Origin of the sequence: Lysinibacillus telephonicus, assembly GCF_039654155.1 — a bacterium.
GTDB lineage: Bacteria > Bacillota > Bacilli > Bacillales_A > Planococcaceae > Ureibacillus > Ureibacillus telephonicus.
In genome coordinates, this window is sequence record NZ_CP155468.1 from 2,542,515 (window position 1) to 2,562,474 (window position 19,960).

The window sequence follows — 19,960 nt, forward strand, 5'->3', positions numbered from 1 at the left end:
TATACTCATCCTTCACAATGTAGTCTGGTTTTGCCAGTCCTAAGATTTTTTCTTTCCCTATTTATTATATCTTGCATAGCTTCGTGGTATTGCTTAGAAGTCCATTCGCCTGATTGACCTAATTGTACTAATTTATCTAACTCCGCACGCATAAATTCATTATAAGCTTTATGATGGTTATTATATCCTCTATGGACACTTCTAGTCGAATGATAATCTCTACTAGTAGGTAGATATATCGTATTACGTATATTATTTACATCATATCCACTTAATTTAAAAATTTCATGAGGATTTGCTCCATCATATAATGATTTCGGAATAATATGATGTAATTGATATCCTTTAGGCTTAGGCATATTTCCATAACTCCACCCACTTGCTGGCATTGACTTACCAAACGCTAGCCCAAATGGATCTGTTTCAATAGTTGGATTATATACATAACCATAAAGCGAAGGATTACCACCAGAAAGTCCAATTGGATCAATCTGTGTGTACATTCCATCACTTGGAGAATAGTATCGGAATCGGTTATAATACAATCCTATTTCTACATCTTCATACTGCCCTTGATAACGGAATGGAATAAAGTCTTTCTCGCCTGTAAATTCTTTCACTCGTCCATATACATCAAGCTCAGCGGACCAAACCCTATTACCATCTTCATCATATGCTTCAACAGGTGTTCCAAGATAATCACTAATAATACTGTAATTACCTTCACTCGTAATTTTAGCTGAAGGGACAAAGCCATCATTAAACACCCATGTGACTAGGTTATCACTATCTGGTTCAGCCGAATCATTTTGCGAATCAAACTCATGTAGAATCGTATTCCCATCCCACATGAATCCTATTGTCTTCTCTTCAGAACTCTTCTCTATTCGCCTACCTAGTGAGTCATACTTGAAAGTAATTTCTGTCTTGTCTGGTCGGATGACTTTTGACATCATGCCATTGCCATAGTACTCGTACTTCCACGTATCACCATTCTTTTCGACTTTCTCAACGAGATTTCCTTCTTCGTCATAAAAGAATTTGGCATCTTTCGTTTCTAGCAATCTGCTTCCGGCACCGTAGACACGATCTGTTTTTTCCCTTGTTTCATACAAATTGCCGACATCGTCGACGCTGCGGTATAAGAAATCAAATTGACCACCCTGATTAGACCACACTAGGTTACTAAATTCGTCGTAACCGTAAGTGACTTTGATACCGGTTAACTCGTTGACCATACTGCGTAATCGATGATTGACATCCCAGTTATATACGCGTCTACGAGTATCGCGATTTTGACTCTTTACTAGATGGTGTGTTGGTCTACCTGAAATATCATATTGCCATTTACTGATAACATCTCCAGGTAGGATTCTCTCAATCTCTTGGCCTAGCTCATTGTACTGCATGGAGGCTGTCCACTGGGCTTGGTCGGAGTGAGAAGCGGTCATTTGCATGACATTGCCCATTTCATTACGAGCGACTGTAATGTTTGCGCCAAGGCTACTCGTAATTTGAGAACGGTTGCCTAGTTCATCATAGCTACTCTCAATCCAATGGTCATTTTGCCACTCTTTGATCACTTGACCAGATACGTCTCGCTCTAGCTTTACAGATACATGGTCATTGGCAGTCTCTATTAATAAACCATTTTTGTCATAGCTAAATGTTTCCCAAGTATCGTCATAATAATCCGCTCGAATGACATTTCCTAGATTGTCATGTTGATATGCTGTCCAGCGATTACCAGGTCGATTAATTCTCTGAACCAATCCTGCTAGACTTCGTTCATACGTTCTTGTCATATCATCAAAGCCAATTTCCTTGATGATATTCCCTTTCGCATCCCGTTCAAACTGATACGCTTCGCCTTTTTCGTTGAACACAGCAATTAACTGCTCTTCTGTATCATAGGCAAATCGAACTTTCTTCCCGCCTTGTTCTCGGGACTTCAAGCTGCCAAGAATGGTGTAATCAAAGGAAACTTGCGTATGATTGTCTTTCGCAAAAACCACATCGTCATAGCCATCATACTGCAACTGAACGTTGTTCCCATCTGAAAGAGTTGCTTGGACAAGCCTATTTAGGTAATCATAACGGTACTTCTCAGTGGCTCCTAACGGATTGGTCGTCGCAATACAATTTCCACGGTCGTCATACTCCCATGTGGAACTTGTGCCATCTGGCAATGTCAGTTGAAATAAGTATTGATCAGCTTATGGATCAAACACTAAATACACGACACATTAATTTCATCTCTAAAAACACAAAAACATAGGTAAAGAAGTGCTAATAGCATCTTCATACCTATGTTGTTTGGAAACGCTATAATCTTGAGTTCCTCTGTTACTAACCTTAGCAGTAGGCTCACTAGTTCAAAAAGAATCTTGAATTTTATAACCTGATTCTTGTGCCAACTTCTTAATTTCATCAATTCTATTAAGAAAACAACGATCAGAACGTAACAGTCATTTTCATTAAAAGCAAAGAGAAAAAAATCCATATACTATGGAATTTATTACTCCTATAGCTACAAGAATATAGGAGTATATTAAATGGCTTATTATAAGCCTGTGTACATAATATCATAGAGGCTTGTTTAATCGACTAATCCTTTTAATTTTGAATTATCAATCCAAGTGTGTATTGCATAATAAAAGTGCAGACTAGTGCAACGAATTTGTACAGAGTCTAGCACTTTTTTAGTGCAAAAAAATAGACTTGCCAGCCACCCCAAGTCACTCTACTGTTAAAGTGTCGAATTTTACCAGTGGAGGTTTGAAAGGATGCTAGCAATGTCTGAAATTAATTGTATCAAAACTTTAAGAAATGAAAAAGGATTGTCTATTTCTAAAATTGCAGAAACTATGAATGTAAATTGGCGTACCGCCAAAAAGTATGGTGATGGCAATCAGTTACCTCAAGAAAAAAAGCATATTAAAAAAGGGATGATGTACGAAGAAAAATGGGGAGAAATCGTTATAGACTGGCTTGAAGAAGATCTCAAACTAAAGAAAAAACTACGTCGAACAAATAAAAAAATAGTTGCGGATTTAAAAAGGATGGGGTTTAAAGGATCGTATCGAACGGTCTGTAACTTTATTCAAGAATGGCGTGCGACAGAAGATGATGAAGTAAGTAAAGGGCATGAGCGATTACAACATCCAGAAGGTGAAGCGCAACTAGATTTTGGCGTAATGGAGGCTGTTCAAGACGGAGAGATTGTCGATGTTCATGTTTTAGTTATGACGTTCCCAGCTAGTAATACTGGTTTTGCGATACCGATGCCTGGAGAAAATTTGGAGTGTTTCCTAGGTGGGTTACAAGAGCTGTTTAAGCAAGCTGGTGGAGTGCCAATTAGTATTCGAATTGACAATTTAACACCTGCGGTCAAAAAAGTACGCAAAGGTGATACAGAAGCTGAATTAACAGAAGCATTTCGCCATTTCCAAAACTATTATGGCTTTAAAGTGCAAGTGTGCAATCCATCCAGAGGTAATGAAAAAGGAAATGTGGAAAATAAAGTAGGCTATGTACGATATAACTTCTTTAGCTTACCACCAGTCATAAAAGACTTTGAAGATTTAACGGAACAATTAAAGCAACAACTGAAGGAAGATCGTGACCGACCACATTATGAAAAAGAAGAACTCATTGAGGATTTATGGCAGCAAGAGCAAAAGCAATTAATAAAATTACCAGAAGATCCGTATCCAGTATTTAAGCAGTTTCCGATTAAGTTTAATAAGTATAATGAGTTTAAGTTAGACAAGCATTTTATTCATGTGCCTAGAGCGCGTAACTATGTGCAGTTATATTGCATTACGTATTGGGATTCATTCAAAGTGATTACAAATGAGGGAGAAATTTTATTATCAGATGCAAGACCTTATATGAAGAAACGACGTTTCATTCCATGGAAAGATATTTTAAAAGATTGGTTAAAAAAGCCTCGTGTTATTGGGCATTCACGTTATACCCCTTATTTACCGACTCGTATAAAGGAGTATTTAACAGTTCCATCCTTGGCATTAAGGAAACAGCGTCTAAATGAATTACTCACTCTTTTAGTGACTCATGATATGAAAGAAATTGACCAGAATTTTTATGAACTTATTGGAAAAAATAGCGATGATCAAGAACATCCTTACGGTGTAAAATGGACTGATTATGATGCGCTATCTCCTAAAGGAATGGAGGCTTCAAGTCATGAATAATGCCATTTTACAATTGTGTAAGCAATTGCGGTTAGCTCATATCGCTGAAGCAATACATGATGTTCCATTTACAACACCTGAAGAATATATTTACCAACTTTTATTAAAAGAACAAGATGGTCGGGAACAAGCAAGGATCGCAAGAAACTTAAAGAATGCCCGATTTATCGATACGAAAACATTAGAGGGCTACGAATGGCACAAAGATATTTGTTTACCTAGTCATCTATCGAAAGAAGAACTAGTGCAGCTCGATTTTATTCGAAGAAAAGAGAATGTAATTCTAGTAGGGGCGCCTGGAACTGGTAAAACACATTTAGCTTCAGCACTGGGTAGAAAAGCTTGTGAGCAAGGTTTTGAAGTACGTTTTTATCGAGTTTCGCATTTAGTAGAAGAATTGGAACAGGCTTTACATGTGGGGAAATTAAAGCAATTTCGAAATAAATTAGAGAAAATTGATTTAATGATATTGGATGAAATGGGTTATCTTCCATTTGGTAAAGAAGGAGCGGAGTTACTTTTTCAAATCATTTCTGAATTTTACGAACAGAAGAGTTTGATTATCACGTCAAATTTAGAATTTAGTCAGTGGAATCGTATTTTTTCAGATTCACGTTTAACGGCAGCTCTGGTGGATCGTTTGATTCACCATGCCCATATTATTTCTTATACGGGACAGAGCTTCCGTTTAGCCAATGCGTTGTCGAGAAAACAGTAAAAATATTGGGTGGCAACACTCTGTATTTTTCATTGCAATTCTCTGCATTTTTATCTTGCAAAATACACCAGTCAATGCTCGATAAACAGTTATCCATCCAAGCGGGTCAAATTGTGTATTTGTATCCTTTACATATCCATACAAAGCCATTCCACCACTTAACCCAATCGGATCAATTTGTGTGTACGTTCCAGTGCTTGGGTCATAATAGCGGAATCGATTATAATACAATCCAATTTCGACATCTTCATACTGCCCTTGATAACGGAAGGGAATAAAATTCTTCTCGCCTGTAAATACTTTCACTTGACCATAAACATCAAGCTCGGCTGACCAAACCTTATCACCTAGGTCATCATAAGCTTCAACAGGTGTTCCTAGATAATCACTAATAATGCTATAATGGCCTTCACTTGTGATTTTAGCTGAAGGGACAAAGCCATCATTAAATACCCATGTGACTAGATTAGGTTCAGCCGGATCATTCTGCGAATCAAATTCATGTAGAATTGTATTCCCATCCCACACGAATCTCATCGACTTTTCATTGGAACTCTTCTCTACCCGTCTACCTAACGTGTCGTATTTGAAAGTTACTTCCGTCTTGTCTGGCTTAATGACTTTTGACATCATCCCATTGCCATAATACTCATATTTCCACGTATCACCATTGTTTTCGACTTTCTTGATGAGATTTCCTTCTTCGTCATAGGTGAATTTGGCGTCTTTTGTTTCTAGTAGTCTACTGCCAGGACCGTATACGCGATCTGATTTTTCACGTGTTTCATATAGATTGCCAACTTCGTCAACACTGCGGTATAGGAAATCGAATTGACTGTCTTGATTCGCCCAGACGAGGTTACTAAACTCGTCGTAACCGTATGTGACTTTTACTCCAGTTAGTTCGTTGACCATGCTGCGGAGGCGGTGATTGACATCCCAGTTATACACGCGTCTTCTTGTATCGCGGTTTTGACTCTTTACTCGATGGTGTGTTGGTCTACCTGTAATATCATACTGCCATTTACTAATGACATCCCCAGGTAAGATTCTCTCAATCTCCTGACCTAGTTCGTTGTACTGCATGGAAGCAGTCCACTGGTTTTTGTCGGATTGTGAGGCGGTCATTTGCATGACATTACCCATTTCATTCCGAGCGACATGGATGTTTGCGCCTAGGCTACTCGTAATCCGTGAACGATTGCCAAGTTCATCGTAGCTACTTTCAATCCAATGGTCGTTTTGCCATTCTTTGATCACTTGGCCGGATGCGTCGCGCTCAAGCTTGACGGTCACATGGTCGTTTGCCGTCTCTTTTAACAAACCATTTTTGTCATAAGTAAATGTTTCCCATGTATCGTCATAATAATCCGCACGAATAACATTTCCTAGGTTGTCATGTTGATACGCTGTCCAGCGATTACCAGGTCGATTAATTCTCTGAACCAATCCCGCTAGACTTCGTTCATACGTTCTTGTCATGTCATCAAAGCCGATTTCCTTGATGATATTCCCTTTCGCATCCCGTTCAAACTGGTACGCTTCGCCTTTTTCGTTGAACACAGCAATTAACTGCTCTTCTGTATCATAGGCAAATCGAACTTTCTTCCCGCCTTGTTCTCGGGACTTCAAGCTGCCAAGAATGGTGTAATCAAAGGAAACTTGCGTATGATTGTCTTTCGCAAAAATCACATCGTCATAGCTATCTGATAGATACCTATAGCTATTACATACATAAGCAATTATTATTCGGTTGGTAAAGAATCGATTTATTTGGCAACACATCTTCAAAATAGAAAATGACTTTGAAATAATATTTTCAAAGTCTTTTCTAAAAAAACTATCTACAATTATTTATTCATATTGTATTTTGGCGCTAATATAATTCTACTTTAAAACCGCCGACAAATTCACATTAAGGTTAGAGTCAACTATACCTAAGCCATCCGATTAAATCTCATCGACCTTTGATTAAGTATTTAGTGCCAAAATTTGCGGAGGGTCAGTACCTGCTAGTTAAATTGCTTAGCAATCTTCGGATATAAAGAGTAAATGATTCCGTTGCAATGTCGAAATACTCTTAATGCATGTTATCAGGCTTACTAACCAAAAAATATGTAAAGAAGATATATTGTTTCTTCTTTACATATTTTTTTAGAATCTGTAATTAGCTTTATCATATTATTAGAGTCATCCAACGATCTAGCTAGCAAATATTCCAGTTCATCTATTTTCACATTCCCTCATAAGCATCTCCATAAGACTCGAAAGTTTCAGATAACAAAACTAATTTTTACCTTTTCTGGAGTATAATCACTCTAACGGTTCTGTGAAGTTTTGGCAATTATCTAACTCTCCCCTGGTGCTGAACGGATTTCTAAGAAACTATCATAGCAATAACCTAAGCGAGACTTGTTCATATCAATACTAATGTATTGGTTTATTTGTTCAGATTCAGCAAAAAGATACCATTCATTACTAATATTTCCCTCCAACTCCTCCCAAATAACATCATCCTCTGGGTAATGCCTTTTACTAGTTGGAATAAACTCACTTGAAGAAACTATTTTTATTACATAAGGTTTATCTAGAACATTTCTAAGGAGTCATATTTGCTAAAAAGTAACTCAAATCTTCTGAGCTAATACCCTTGTTAAATCTGTCTAAATATAAACACCCTACATTTAATGCTTTATTTTAGACCCTCAACTCACGTATTATTTTAACTATTCAGAATAATTGGAAGGGGGATTTTATTGAAAGTCCTTTTTTATCTTTTCTATTTCTTCTATCGCTTTTTGTTTCCAATGCTCCTTTAACCTAAAATCTTTATCATAAAAATCTGGGTTATGAAGTTGAGATATTAAATCAGCTAACTCAAACCACTCTAAAATATTTATTGACATATTCAACATGTTTTCTGGACTAAAATCCTCAAGATCATGATCATAAAATAATACTGTTGGTGGTGATTCCATATCATCAAGATCAATTATCCAAAAGTCGCCTCTACCAGTTTCGGCGAATATCCAATGACTTTCTTTAAATTCACTAAAATCTTCATGATACTCGTCATTGTATCTTTTCGCTTTTTCATAAGATAAAAATACATGATCTTCTTCAATTTTATTATCGGCAAGTTTTTCATATAAAAATAAACAATCTTTCCTCGTAAACTCACAATCTTTGGGAATCCTATCTCGGTATTCTAAATTTACAATTACTTCATCAAAACTTCTTTTCTGTTGCATAATATTCCCTCTTTTCACAAAGCACATATAATTTGAAGTTTAAATTTCTTAACACTAAAGATTTATTACAAGAATCGATTCCCCTTTGTATTTCTTAGTTGGTCAAAAAACTTTTTAATATTTATAGGACATAATTAATCATTATTGTGAAATCGTGTTTTCCACTTATTTCCTTAGAGTTTATCACTAATTAAATCATTTATATCATAATTTCCTAATGGGCTATAGTCTGTTAATCCCTTTGCTTGCGATTCATTAATTGGAACTTCATTATCAAAAATATCAACTTTGCGACATGAATCACCAACACCGTAAGTGAAAAACGTATTCTCGAAATCTGTAGGAATATAATTTATATGACGACCAATTATTCTCCAATCACCTTCAATTTTTCTATCGAATAAAGTGTAGGAGTCTAAGATTACTAGCTCAATTAACCTATTTGATTGTTCTATTTCATTTACTTTTATTTCAGGTGTAGGTGAAACAAAATCTAAAATTTCTGCAACATTCCCTATTGAAACTTTAGACAGAATCCTACCGAAACAGTAAGTATTTTTTTCATTCAAAAAACAAAATATATCTCCAGTCTTAATAAAACGGATCATAGTTCTTTTTTTTTTATCCCATCCCCAAATATTAAAAGTGTTTTTCGACATTTTACAGCGGAATCCCAAAAATGAAAGAGTATATTAGGTGAAAAAGTAGCACAAGTAATGTATAAAAATGTATCGTTTTTGGAACAAGACTCTGTTTGTTATACCCATGAAAACAATAATTGTTTTTCATTTTTCACTTCTTCAACAATCAATTTAAACCTACAAATATCCGACTCACTTCCATACTCATATAAAAGGAATTTCTAATTTAAAGCTTTTAGATTGCAAATGTGCATTTTTTAATTGGTTGGAACAATAACCTTGTTCAATCCAAAGAGCTGTATTTTTCATTAGTTTCCACCCTAGGCACCCTATCCTTTGAAAAATCAATGATCCTCGCCAAAGTCATTGGACTACCCCTAGCTTAGTAGAGAACTAGTCATATCCTAAATTTAAACCCAACGCTTCCACATCGTTTGATGTTCATCACTAACAGTACGGTATGTAATTTCCTATTTCACAATTTCTTTCCAAACTTCTATACTATCGGAGTCAAATGAATTAATTACTATATCTAAAAACTCTGATTGGGTGTTTTGAGATCTGTGAAAATATGCTGTTCCTAACGCTTGAATAAGGTTAGTAAAAGATTCTGCTACTTTAATTTTTTTATTAAATGGCGTCTCTGAGCCATAAACGTAAATATTTCCACAATTGACATCCATAATGAATGTAAAATAATCCCCCATTGCAATACATAAAAATTGATTTGAAAGACTATTTACATCTTCATTTGACAAATCTTCTTGGTAACTTATTAATTTTTCTAGATAATCTGTATTACTACCAAAATGTACTCCTAAAATACTAAAATCACCAAAATCATAGTTTAAAATTAAATCTACAAAATCTGCAGGGAATTTCACCCCAATCCTTCTCTCTACATCTTCAATGTTATCTTTCGTCCCAACTTGTTTCTTTAATCTTAAACCCGTAACAATTGGTTCTAAAGGAATAAAATCTGTATCTAAAATTGTGGTTATTTCCTCAATACTTAATAAAACATTATTCATAACATCACATCCTTTATTTACAAATCAACTTCATTGTTCGTATAGGATTCTTTCGTACTGGTTGTACAAATCCTTAGTTAATTCGTATTTTTTGCTTTAAGGACGAATTATGTATTTATTAGCCCACGTATTAAACTCTGTATTTTCAGACTATTACAGCTTTACCATTCCCGTTTCCTCAAAGCATCTTCGATATCAATATCAAGCTCAAAATATTGTAGAATCTCTTCTACTGTTATTCCGATAGAATCCCGCGCGACAGTTTCAATTTCACTATCATTTTGATAAAACTCATTCTGTAATTCATTAATTGCTATCGTCATTTCATCTAGCTTTTGTTGAACTTCTTCAATTGAATGCTTACCTTCTTCAAGAAAATGAACTACCTGAGTAATTATCAATTTGATTTTATCCACTAAAACGTTGGATAAAAGGCATCTTCGTACATATCCAATAGGTATTTGAATTCAGAATCTAGTTTCTTCACTATGCTTTGATTTCCCCCTAATTTTGTATCTCGGTTTTGACTTTTTACTCGATGGTGTGTTGAACTGCCCGTGATATATCATATTGCCATTTACTAATAACATCGCCGGGTGGGATTCTCTCAATCTCTTGACCTAGTTCGTTGTGTATCGTGGCTATTCTTTGGTTTTGATCGGTAACAAAAAGAGTAGCAATAAACTCCAAAGTCCAGAATTCACGCTACTCTAAATGAAATATTAATTTACATGTATGACTACCATATGAAATCTTCTCATTTTGGAAAAGCAATCTAATTTTAATCAAAAATTTATATCAAGTTTTAATCTGCATCTCCTACTACATATTCAATTTCAATATCTAATAGATCATCGGGGAATAAATTACAATTTATATTTCCGTTCAAGATATCAAAAATAAATTCAGAGAATGAATTTTTATATTCATAGGATTCTCCAGTTCCACCATCATACACCAATACAGACCATTCTTCTGGGTTATTAGAAGTAATCCAATTTAATACATCTCCATTATCTGTTACTCCCCAAGGTAACAAACCGCCTTCTACAGGAAATAAACTATGTGGGAAATCATCAGGAAATTTTTGCTTTGATATAATATATGCATCATTTTCTTCTTTTGACCTTATAAAAAAATTAAGGTTTTCATTATCAGAAAAAGGTGAATAAATCCACAAAAAGCCACAAACTCCACCTGTTCCATAGGTAGAAATAAATTCTTTATAATCTGCTGGGAATTTTGAACCTAACTCCTTCTCGGCTTCTTTCCATTGAGATATATCTCCTGAACCATAAATTTTTTCAGGTACAGGTAAAATAGTTTTTAGTCTTTCTAAAGACACATTTAATCTCTCCAATCACTTTGTAATATTCTTTACATAACATCAGACTATTTTTTACAACTATATTTTCTATTCACAATAGTAACATCTAATGAAAATCCACCTGTTCCTTTTGCTGACAGTGTTACTCCCCTAGGCATTAAATCAGAACCATCATAAATAGGTACTGCTCTATAAGAAACTGTTTGACCATTTTTTACTATATCTCTTACCGCTAACTCAAAGTCCCTCATAACTGGCGAGTTAACTGGATTATGAATTAACGTCACTAGATTTCTAGAATCTTTCCCTGAACCACCTAGTATTTTTGCCAATAAATGTCCACGTGCATGTCCAGATTTTTGCCCTCCGAATCCAGGGGGTCTAATATGAAAACTTGCAGGAGAACCTGTCCCAATCATATCTGAAGTAATCGTCGCTGATACACCGGTTGGGCGGCCTAAGTGATCTAATTCACCATATATTATGTGACCACCTGTACTATTTAACCCAAACAAATCGAGCCATATATTCGGATCACTAACATATCCATACAACGTTGGATTATTCCCCGCAAGTCCAATCGGATCTATCTGAGTATAATTCCCTTGTTCTGGGTCGTAGTATCGGAATCGATTATAATAAAGACCTGTCTCTTGATCCTCGTACTGTCCTTGATAACGGAATGGAATAAAGTCTTTCTCACCTGTAAATTCTTTCACTCTGCCATAAACATCAAGATCAGCGGACCAAACCTTATTCCCCTCATCATCATAAGCTTCGACAGGTGTTCCAAGATAGTCACTAATAATACTGTAGTGACCTTCACTTGTGATTTTAGCTGAAGGGACGAAGCCGTCATTAAATACCCATGTGACTAGATCAGGTTCAGCCGAATCTTTTTGCGAATCAAATTCATGTAGAATTGTATTGCCATCCCACACGAATCTCATCGACTTTTCATTGGAACTCTTCTCTACCCGTCTACCTAACGTGTCATATTTGAAAGTAACTTCAGTCTTGTCTGGCTTGATGACCTTAGACAACATCCCATTGCCATAGTACTCGTATTTCCACGTATCACCATTGTTTTCGACTTTCTCTATGAGATTTCCTTCTTCGTCATAGGAGAAATTGGCATCTTTTGTTTCTAGTAGTCTACTGCCAGGGCCGTAAACACGATCAGATTTTTCACGTGTTTCATATAGATTGCCGACATCGTCGACACTGCGGTATAGGAAATCAAATTGACCACCCTGATTAGACCATACGAGGTTACTAAATTCATCGTAACCATAAGTCACTTTTACACCCGTTAATTCGTTAACCATACTGCGTAATCGGTGATTGACATCCCAATTATAAACACGTCTTCGAGTATCGCGGTTTTGACTCCTTACCCGATGGTGTGTTGGTCTACCTGAAATATCATATTGCCATTTACTGATAACATCTCCAGGTAGGATTCTCTCAATCTCTTGACCTAGCTCATTGTACTGCATGGAAGCAGTCCACTGGGCTTGGTCGGAGTGAGAAGCGGTCATTTGCGTGACATTGCCCATTTCATTACGAGCGACAGTAATGTTTGCGCCGAGGCTACTCGTAATTTGGAAACGGTTGCCTAGTTCATCGTAGCTACTTTCAATCCAATGGTCGTTTTGCCACTCTTTGATTACTTGGCCGGATGCGTCTCGCTCGAGCTTGACCGTCACATGATCGTTTGCCGTCTCTAGCAACAAACCATTTTTGTCATAGCTAAATGTTTCCCATGTATCGTCATAATAATCCGCACGAATAACATTTCCTAGGTTGTCATGTTGATACGCTGTCCAGCGATTACCAGGTCGATTAATTCTCTGAACCAATCCCGCTAGACTTCGTTCATACGTTCTTGTCATGTCATCAAAGCCGATTTCCTTGATGATATTGCCTTTCTCATCACGTTCTAACTGATACGCTTTACCTTTTTCATTGAACATAAACGGTTAATTTTTTCTCTAATACACAAAAACATAGGTAAAGAAGTGCCAATAGCTTCTTCTTACCTATGTTTGGAAAAGTTATTTCGTAAATATTCTCTACTCGTTCAATTGTAGTAGGGCTCATAAATTTAGAAAGAATCTTGAATTCTATAACCCGCTTCTTGTGCCAACTTCTTAATGTCACCAATGTCAGATGATGGAACGGTGATCAAAACGTAACAATCACTATCAATATCTAAACTTGCCAATGAAATTGCCTGTTCCTTTAATTTTTCTGAAATGGCATTTAAACATTGGGTCGTTGTCAGATTATCCAACTCTCCATCTTCAAATTCCTCCCAATTCATGCACGCCATTTTTTTTCTATCTAGCAATTCATCAACAACATCACAAATATATAACCCAGATTCTTTCCAATCGAGTTCAAATGCTAAATCATGCTCAAGAAGTGCATCAACCAAAGAAATCCACGCCAATTGATCAATCGGTCTGTCTATTCCTCTTTCATCCAGTCGGTCTTTGAACTTCTCGAAATATGCTTCTGGCTTTTCTTTAGCTAATGAAACCTCTGAAAAAATTTGTTCCTCCATATCACAGGAAAGCTTTTGCACAAGTAACAATAATGCATTCATACACTCATTCCTTTTCCTAACTTTTGAAGTAGCTGATACTTTATTTTGTGCGATTCGAAATAGAATACTTTAACTTATAATTCGTTGTGAATCAGGTACCTTTTCATTTTGAATTACGAATTGCAATACCTCATCCTCTTCGAGTTTATATCCTGGCTTATCCTTTGGAATATCAGCTAAGAGTGTTTGTAGCAACGGATGCTCTATTTTAGGTGTGGTTAATCCCTCTTTTTCTCTTATTAACTGAATACAATAATAATCGTAAGGTATACAATCAAATGATAATATTTCACTTGATTTATGTGGCGTGTCGCTTAGACTATAAATGTGAAAATCACAAAGTTCATAAAGATGCTCTCCAAAATCGTTTGTATCGTTCCAACTGCTCATTAATTTTTGGTAGACATGATCTTCTGGTAAAATATTAAATAATTCGGGCATTTGTATTTGATAAGCTAAAACTGAGCCACCATCGCAGTTGAAAAGTGAGCCACTTTTATATGAAAATAATCCTAACTTCATAGAGTTAGGAGCGTATAGAGGTGATTTCATTGGAAAAGAAACAGAGAGTGCTAATTGCCTTTCATCAAGATGATAAAAGTCAGCGTCAAATTGCGAAGGAGCTTGGTATTTCTCGGAATACTGTAAAAAAATATATTGAAGAGGATCTTGAAAAAAGAAAGCAAGATATTCGAGAACTACCTATTACAGATAACTATGTAACGCCTCCGTCGTATAAGAAACGAAAAGGCAATAAAAGAGCATTAACACCTACGGTGATGAAACGTATCCGAAAAATGTTAAAAGATAATGAGTATAAACGGCAACATCAGATGCACAAGCAACAACTAAAAATGATTGATATTCATGAAAAGTTATTAGATGAAGGTTTTGAAATTAGTTATACCACTGTTAGAAATTTTGTAAATAGTGAGGAGAAACGTCAAAAAGAAGTGTTTATTCGTCAAAAGGCAACTGCTGGTCATGAGATTGAATTTGACTGGGGTGAAGTAAAATTAATCATTGATCAAACATTACGTTCTCTTTCAATGGCGGTCTTTACCCTACCATATAGTAATGAAAGAATTGCATATTTATATGAATCCGAAACAATGGTGTGCGTACAAGATGCTCATGTAAAATGTATTGACTATTTAGGCTTTGTACCAGAAGTTTTTACCTACGATAATATGCGGACAGTTGTAAAGAACTTTATTGGGACTGAACGTGAGATTACCGATGGTATGAAAAATCTATCGATGCATTATCATTTTAAAATACGACTATGTGAACCGAGAAAAGGAAATCAGAAGGGGCATGTAGAGCGAAGTGTAGAATACATCCGCCGGAAAGCATTTGCCCATCGAGATACGTTTACAAGTCTAGAAGAAGCTCAGGCTTATCTAACAGAAATTATCATGAAATTAAACTCTCGTAAGCATTATAAGAAAAACCAAACGCACCATGAATTAATGCTAGAAGAGCGTATAGCTAGGCAAGTAAGCGCAGAAATTATTCCATTTGATGCCTCTGAGTTGTATGAATTTAGAGTGGACAAATATAGCACGATTACTTATAGACAAAATCGTTATTCTGTTCCAGAAGGACATGTTGGAGAATGGGTGAAAGTAAAAGCGAGTGCGGAAAAAATTCTTATTTTTAGTGAAAATGCCTGTATCGCGACACATAAGCGAAGTTGGCAGATCCATCAATGGATTATGGATATTTATCATTACTTACGTACATTTGAAAAGAAAAAAGGTGCATTGGCTCAAAGTGAATGTTTGAGTCAAGCACCAACAAAAATAAAAAAATTATACAAAGATTATTATATTGGAAATGAGCGAGATTTTCTAGAGTTACTTATTTATCTAAAAGAACATAACAATCTAGAAAAAGTCTTAGCAGCGATTGAACAACTCGAAAAGAACCCTATGGTTCAAATAACAACAGAAAAAATTATTTTCATAGCTAGTCAAGGCGAATACATCCATAAAACTGTACATTCCAAAAATGAGGTCACCACCCAATCTCTCGAAAATCTTTCAGCCATAACGGCGTTATTTGAAACGAAAAAGACAGGGGTGCTTCACTAATGGATAAAAGACAAGAAATGATTGAGATGTGCAAGGAACTTCGATTACCAAGCATTCGGGGATTTATTCAAGAAGATGATATGTGGAAACAATATCAGACAGCAGAAGATTTCTTATATCACGCACTAGTGCAAGAAATGGAAGATCGAGAAGTGCGAGCAAAAGCGAATCGCATTCGATCTGCAAATTTCCCTGAAAAGAAACTATTAACTGAATTAGAGTTTGAGAGATTACCGCAAAATGCGGCCTCTCGCCTCCCACATTTAAGGAAATTGGACTTTATTCAAGAAAAACAAAACGTCTTATTAATTGGCTCACCTGGAACAGGTAAAACCCATATAGCAATAGGTTTAGGAATTGAAGCTTGTTTGGCAGGATATAAAGTATTTTTTACAACGGTATCATCTCTAGTAAACCAATTAAAAGAGAGCCGTTCTGAAAGAACGTTACGTTCATTTGAACTGAAGTTTGAAAAATATGATTTAGTAATCATTGATGAATTAGGTTATATCTCCTTTGATAAAGAAGGAGCCGAGTTATTATTTACTCATCTTTCCCTTCGGGCAGGACGAGCATCCACCATCGTTACGAGTAATTTATCATTTGATCGATGGGAAGAAATATTTCATGATCCAGTTTTAACAGCAGCTTTAACGGACCGACTAACACATCGAGCATATATGGTAGACATGGTAGGACCATCTTATCGAATATTAGACACAAAGGAATGGTTGGAAAATAGTCAGGTTTAAGTGGCTCAGTTTTTAATTAATAAATGGCTCAATTTTTACTTGCGAAATACAGGCATTTCTCCAGTTTTCCATTTATGATATAGACATGTCATGAAAACATGATGAGTTTTATTCTCAGAATAAAAACCTGGATCTTTCATGAACATATTAGTTGCATACTTGTATGTTATCTCTGCAATATCCTCATAACCCCACAATAAAGAAAGCCCGATAAGTCCCCCTATTTGCCTGTCTGATACATCTCCTCTACTTGGATTACTTTTGATCATTTGAACTAACCAAAAAAGTTGCTGCTCTAATAATATCCATGCTGATGATTCTCCATTTAGTATTCTATTTTTCGCATTCATTTCTAGGTGAACTCCTACTAAAAAACCTAAGCTGTCAGCTAAATGATTTGCTTCATTTTTTTGCATTAAGTCTTTCATTTCATTTAGTCGTTCATCTAGTATTTCTTTTACTTCTTCATCTGAAATCACGTTTTTTTTGTACTCTTTTATAGATCGATTAAAATACTTCCAGTATTTGTTTGTATACATTCTTTCACTCCTTTTTTGATGTCATTTCTCAATAGAGAAATTCCTTTTTAGGGTCTATTTTGGCACCATGTCTTAATTTTTTTAGTTTAGCTGTATAGCCGTTACTACCATGAGTAACACTATATTTAACTTCAAAACTTGACATACCATATTTGTTTATATCATCTCTAATAGTTTTTACAGTTGATACAATTTTCGGATCAATTTTTTGCCCTCTTAAAGTACGTCTATTATAAACTTCATCAAAGATATCTTTGATATAATTATTACCTTTTTGCTTTTTCGATAATCTTGCAGTATTGGCTTTTACTTCAAACACAAATACTTTTTTCGTAAATGGATTCTGAGCTATAATATCTGTTCCATGATTTGAATTATTTTTTATGGTCATGTAAATATTGTAACCTCGTTTTTTCAGAAGTGCTTCAAACGCATTCTCAGCAGCATCACCTTTTGCCGTATTCAATCCGAACACATCAAGCCAAACATTTGTATCCTGCACATACCCATACAAAGTCGGATTTTCACCTGCAAGTCCAATAGGATCAACCTGCGTGTACATTCCCTCACTTGGTGAGTAATATCGGAAACGATTGTAGTAAAGCCCTGTATCAGTGTCTTCGTATTGACCCTGATAACGGAATGGAATAAAGTCTTTCTCACCTGTAAATTCTTTCACTCTACCATAAACATCAAGCTCAGCTGACCAAACCTTATTTCCCTCATCATCATAAGCTTCGACAGGTGTTCCCAGATAGTCACTAATAATACTGTAATGACCTTCACTCGTGATTTTAGCCGAAGGGACAAAGCCGTCATTAAATACCCATGTGACTAGGTTATCCGTTGTGTCAGACTTGTTCTCTGATTCAACTTGATTTTCTAGTTTAGCCGAATCATACTCATGTAGAATCGTATTCCCATCCCACACGAATCTCATCATCTTCTCTTCAGTACTCTTCTCTATTCGTCTACCTAACGTGTCATACTTGAAAGTTACTTCCGAATTGTCTGGCTTGATGACCTTCGCCATCATCCCATTGCCGTAGTACTCATACTTCCACGTATCACCATTGTTTTCGACTTTTTCTATGAGATTTCCTTCTTCATCATAAGAGAATTTAGCATCTTTCGTTTCTAGTAATCTACTGCCTGGGCCGTATACGCGATCTGATTTTTCACGTGTTTCATATAGATTGCCGACATCGTCTACGCTGCGGTATAGGAAATCGAATTGACTGTCTTGGTTTGCCCATACGAGGTTACTGAATTCGTCGTAACCGTAAGTGACTTTGACACCGGTTAGTTCGTTGCCCATGCTGCGGAGGCGGTGATTGACATCCCAGTTATATACGCGTCTTCTTGTATCGCGGTTTTGACTGCGCACTCGATGATGTGTTGGTCTGCCTGTGATATCATATTGCCATTTACTAATAACATCTCCAGGTAGGATTCTTTCAATCTCTTGACCTAGTTCATTGTACTGCTTGGAGGCTGTCCACTGGTTTTGGTCGGAGTGGGAAGCCGTCATTTGCATGACATTGCCCATTTCATTACGTGCGACATGGATATTACTCCTAGGTTGCTCGGACTTGGGAGTGATTGCCTAGAACATCATAATAACCGCATTGTACTGTAATTGAAGGTTGTTAGATTTCAACGATTTATTATGAAGGGTAAACAAGCATCAATTTTTCAATCCCTAACAATATGTAAAAATTAAAAAGCGGCTTGAGCTCTTTAGAATTCAAGGCTCAAACCGCTTACTCAGTACTATACACTTTATAAGATACGTTACATTATTCCCTATCTTCTAGTATTTGAGGTTAGGGAATTTCAAAAATATTACAATAAATTTCATTGAAACTTTTAAATACTTGTAGCATAATAACAATTTCTCTACCTATTGTTAAAGTTCTCTAAATCGGCTAGTTTGATATCATAATCTTTCTTAATAGGTAGAAATAAATATTTTAAAGTTTTATGGTTCAAAAGATGTTTTATTTTACCATCTTTAATACTTGTTGTTCCAATTATACGAACTTCTTGTAAATTAGGTAGTTGATGTAGAAAATCTAATGAGGGTATTTCACCGCAGTTTTCTATTATTACTTTTTCTATGGTAGAGACAGTTCCAATCGAACTCCAATCTTTAATATTCTTACAATTTTGAAAACCTATTGAATTTAATGATTTTCCTTCCTCAATCCACTTCAAAGAAGTCATTTTTGAATTATAACCTATTCCTATGTGCTCTAAAAAAGGCATGTACCTAAGAGCTTCGAATTCAATTATTTTAGTTTTTACAAGGCCAATTCTTTTAGCATTAGTAAATATATTGAACTTTTCAGATGAATCATCACTATAATTATCAATAAATAAATACTCTATATTCTTGTTTTGGAAAATTGAGCTGCAAGTTTTTTTATCGTAATTTAAGTAAACACACCACAATGAAACTAACTCCTCAAAAGGAATTACTTCATCAGTTTTCCCCAAAAAATTAAAATATTCTAGTGAACTATAATTTTTCAAGTCCTTTAAGGAGTTATAGTTATAAGAGTTTAACCTAAGACCTCTAATATCTGAAATCCCATTAAGATTTTTTATACTCTCAAACTTATGATTAATACTATCATGTGAAACTGACACACTGTCTATTTCTTGCATTTTTATATCCTCAACATCAATTACCTCTATATCTGGATTTATGTTAATAAATCTAAAACTTCTATCGAAATAAACTTTGTCAAAAACCATAAAATTTCTCCTCGATC

General features: G+C 35.6%; 18 protein-coding genes. 4 read left to right on the forward strand and 14 right to left on the reverse strand.

The features are described 5' to 3' along the window. Positions 1-5: 5 nt before the first annotated feature. A complete protein-coding gene (locus MKY04_RS12120; RefSeq protein WP_126295047.1) occupies positions 6-2,189 on the reverse strand; it encodes an AHH domain-containing protein in 2,184 nt (727 codons plus the stop codon). Between the two features lie 597 nt (positions 2,190-2,786). On the opposite strand from MKY04_RS12120, the gene istA (MKY04_RS12125) reads away from it, so the two are divergent. Both istA (MKY04_RS12125) and istB (MKY04_RS12130) read left to right on the forward strand, forming a co-directional pair. Beyond that, positions 2,787-4,217 (forward strand): IS21 family transposase, encoded by a 1,431-nt coding sequence (istA, locus tag MKY04_RS12125; protein ID WP_346234451.1) that lies wholly within the window; start codon positions 2,787-2,789, stop codon positions 4,215-4,217. Continuing rightward, the gene (gene istB, locus MKY04_RS12130) at positions 4,210-4,935 is read left to right on the forward strand and encodes an IS21-like element helper ATPase IstB (protein WP_036180664.1); all 726 of its coding nucleotides are present in this window, start codon (positions 4,210-4,212) and stop codon (positions 4,933-4,935) included. The genes istA (MKY04_RS12125) and istB (MKY04_RS12130) overlap by 8 nt, the downstream gene beginning before the upstream one ends. Here the strand turns inward: istB (MKY04_RS12130) and MKY04_RS12135 are convergent. The 10 genes from MKY04_RS12135 to MKY04_RS12180 form a co-directional block, all read right to left on the reverse strand. Further along, entirely contained in the window at positions 4,906-6,627 is a 1,722-nt protein-coding gene (locus tag MKY04_RS12135) for an RHS repeat-associated core domain-containing protein (protein ID WP_346234452.1), read from the reverse strand. The two genes, istB (MKY04_RS12130) and MKY04_RS12135, sit on opposite strands and share 30 nt — an antisense overlap. Before the next feature lie 656 nt (positions 6,628-7,283). Then, positions 7,284-7,430 carry a hypothetical protein gene (locus MKY04_RS12140; protein ID WP_185807848.1) on the reverse strand — a complete coding sequence of 49 codons (147 nt, stop codon included), beginning with the start codon at positions 7,428-7,430 and terminating at the stop codon, positions 7,284-7,286. Positions 7,431-7,688: 258 nt separating this feature from the next. Further along, the gene (locus tag MKY04_RS12145; RefSeq protein WP_126296374.1) at positions 7,689-8,186 is read right to left on the reverse strand and encodes a hypothetical protein; all 498 of its coding nucleotides are present in this window, start codon (positions 8,184-8,186) and stop codon (positions 7,689-7,691) included. A 173-nt stretch (positions 8,187-8,359) separates the two neighbouring features. Continuing rightward, positions 8,360-8,845 (reverse strand): Imm26 family immunity protein, encoded by a 486-nt coding sequence (locus MKY04_RS12150; protein ID WP_346234453.1) that lies wholly within the window; start codon positions 8,843-8,845, stop codon positions 8,360-8,362. Positions 8,846-9,297: 452 nt separating this feature from the next. Next, entirely contained in the window at positions 9,298-9,858 is a 561-nt protein-coding gene (locus MKY04_RS12155) for an SMI1/KNR4 family protein (RefSeq protein WP_126294415.1), read from the reverse strand. 161 nt (positions 9,859-10,019) lie between these two features. Beyond that, positions 10,020-10,259, reverse strand: a complete 240-nt coding sequence (locus MKY04_RS12160; RefSeq protein ID WP_428833882.1) for a DUF5713 family protein — start codon at positions 10,257-10,259, stop codon at positions 10,020-10,022. 404 nt (positions 10,260-10,663) lie between these two features. Then, complete coding sequence (locus MKY04_RS12165) at positions 10,664-11,203, reverse strand: SMI1/KNR4 family protein (protein ID WP_185807717.1); 540 nt, start codon at positions 11,201-11,203, stop codon at positions 10,664-10,666. Positions 11,204-11,250: 47 nt separating this feature from the next. Then, on the reverse strand, positions 11,251-13,161 hold the full coding sequence (locus MKY04_RS12170; protein WP_126294417.1) for a DNA/RNA non-specific endonuclease: 1,911 nt from the start codon (positions 13,159-13,161) through the stop codon (positions 11,251-11,253). Between the two features lie 131 nt (positions 13,162-13,292). Continuing rightward, positions 13,293-13,796, reverse strand: coding sequence for a DUF6630 family protein (locus tag MKY04_RS12175; protein WP_126294418.1), 504 nt, complete (start codon positions 13,794-13,796; stop codon positions 13,293-13,295). Between the two features lie 69 nt (positions 13,797-13,865). Beyond that, positions 13,866-14,318 (reverse strand): hypothetical protein, encoded by a 453-nt coding sequence (locus MKY04_RS12180; protein ID WP_346234454.1) that lies wholly within the window; start codon positions 14,316-14,318, stop codon positions 13,866-13,868. A 29-nt stretch (positions 14,319-14,347) separates the two neighbouring features. Between MKY04_RS12180 and istA (MKY04_RS12185) the strand changes: the two genes are divergently transcribed. Together istA (MKY04_RS12185) and istB (MKY04_RS12190) are read left to right on the forward strand one after the other, a co-directional pair. Then, complete coding sequence (istA, locus tag MKY04_RS12185; RefSeq protein WP_221766347.1) at positions 14,348-15,892, forward strand: IS21 family transposase; 1,545 nt, start codon at positions 14,348-14,350, stop codon at positions 15,890-15,892. After that, the gene (gene istB / locus MKY04_RS12190) at positions 15,892-16,644 is read left to right on the forward strand and encodes an IS21-like element helper ATPase IstB (RefSeq protein WP_126296391.1); all 753 of its coding nucleotides are present in this window, start codon (positions 15,892-15,894) and stop codon (positions 16,642-16,644) included. The genes istA (MKY04_RS12185) and istB (MKY04_RS12190) overlap by 1 nt, the downstream gene beginning before the upstream one ends. 35 nt (positions 16,645-16,679) lie before the next feature. Here the strand turns inward: istB (MKY04_RS12190) and MKY04_RS12195 are convergent, their stop codons facing one another. The 3 genes from MKY04_RS12195 to MKY04_RS12205 all read right to left on the reverse strand — a co-directional run bounded on the left by MKY04_RS12195 (position 16,680) and on the right by MKY04_RS12205 (position 19,943). Next, positions 16,680-17,183 carry a hypothetical protein gene (locus MKY04_RS12195; RefSeq protein WP_346234455.1) on the reverse strand — a complete coding sequence of 168 codons (504 nt, stop codon included), beginning with the start codon at positions 17,181-17,183 and terminating at the stop codon, positions 16,680-16,682. Positions 17,184-17,211: 28 nt separating this feature from the next. Then, a complete protein-coding gene (locus tag MKY04_RS12200) occupies positions 17,212-18,714 on the reverse strand; it encodes an RHS repeat-associated core domain-containing protein (RefSeq protein WP_346234456.1) in 1,503 nt (500 codons plus the stop codon). Between the two features lie 368 nt (positions 18,715-19,082). Next, positions 19,083-19,943, reverse strand: a complete 861-nt coding sequence (locus MKY04_RS12205) for a hypothetical protein (protein WP_126294421.1) — start codon at positions 19,941-19,943, stop codon at positions 19,083-19,085. Between the last annotated feature and the right edge of the window lie 17 nt (positions 19,944-19,960).

Excerpts from the sequence above, each read along its gene's own strand:
- istA (WP_346234451.1), top strand. The coding sequence starts at position 2,787 with ATGCTAGCAATGTCTGAAATTAATTGTATCAAAACTTTAAGAAATGAA.
- istB (WP_036180664.1), top strand. The coding sequence starts at position 4,210 with ATGAATAATGCCATTTTACAATTGTGTAAGCAATTGCGGTTAGCTCAT.
- MKY04_RS12145 (WP_126296374.1), bottom strand. The coding sequence starts at position 8,186 with ATGCAACAGAAAAGAAGTTTTGATGAAGTAATTGTAAATTTAGAATAC.
- MKY04_RS12150 (WP_346234453.1), bottom strand. The coding sequence starts at position 8,845 with ATGTCGAAAAACACTTTTAATATTTGGGGATGGGATAAAAAAAAAAGA.
- MKY04_RS12155 (WP_126294415.1), bottom strand. The coding sequence starts at position 9,858 with ATGAATAATGTTTTATTAAGTATTGAGGAAATAACCACAATTTTAGAT.
- MKY04_RS12170 (WP_126294417.1), bottom strand. The coding sequence starts at position 13,161 with ATGTTCAATGAAAAAGGTAAAGCGTATCAGTTAGAACGTGATGAGAAA.
- MKY04_RS12175 (WP_126294418.1), bottom strand. The coding sequence starts at position 13,796 with ATGAATGCATTATTGTTACTTGTGCAAAAGCTTTCCTGTGATATGGAG.
- MKY04_RS12180 (WP_346234454.1), bottom strand. The coding sequence starts at position 14,318 with ATGAAGTTAGGATTATTTTCATATAAAAGTGGCTCACTTTTCAACTGC.
- istB (WP_126296391.1), top strand. The coding sequence starts at position 15,892 with ATGGATAAAAGACAAGAAATGATTGAGATGTGCAAGGAACTTCGATTA.
- MKY04_RS12195 (WP_346234455.1), bottom strand. The coding sequence starts at position 17,183 with ATGTATACAAACAAATACTGGAAGTATTTTAATCGATCTATAAAAGAG.
- MKY04_RS12200 (WP_346234456.1), bottom strand. The coding sequence starts at position 18,714 with ATGACGGCTTCCCACTCCGACCAAAACCAGTGGACAGCCTCCAAGCAG.
- MKY04_RS12205 (WP_126294421.1), bottom strand. The coding sequence starts at position 19,943 with ATGGTTTTTGACAAAGTTTATTTCGATAGAAGTTTTAGATTTATTAAC.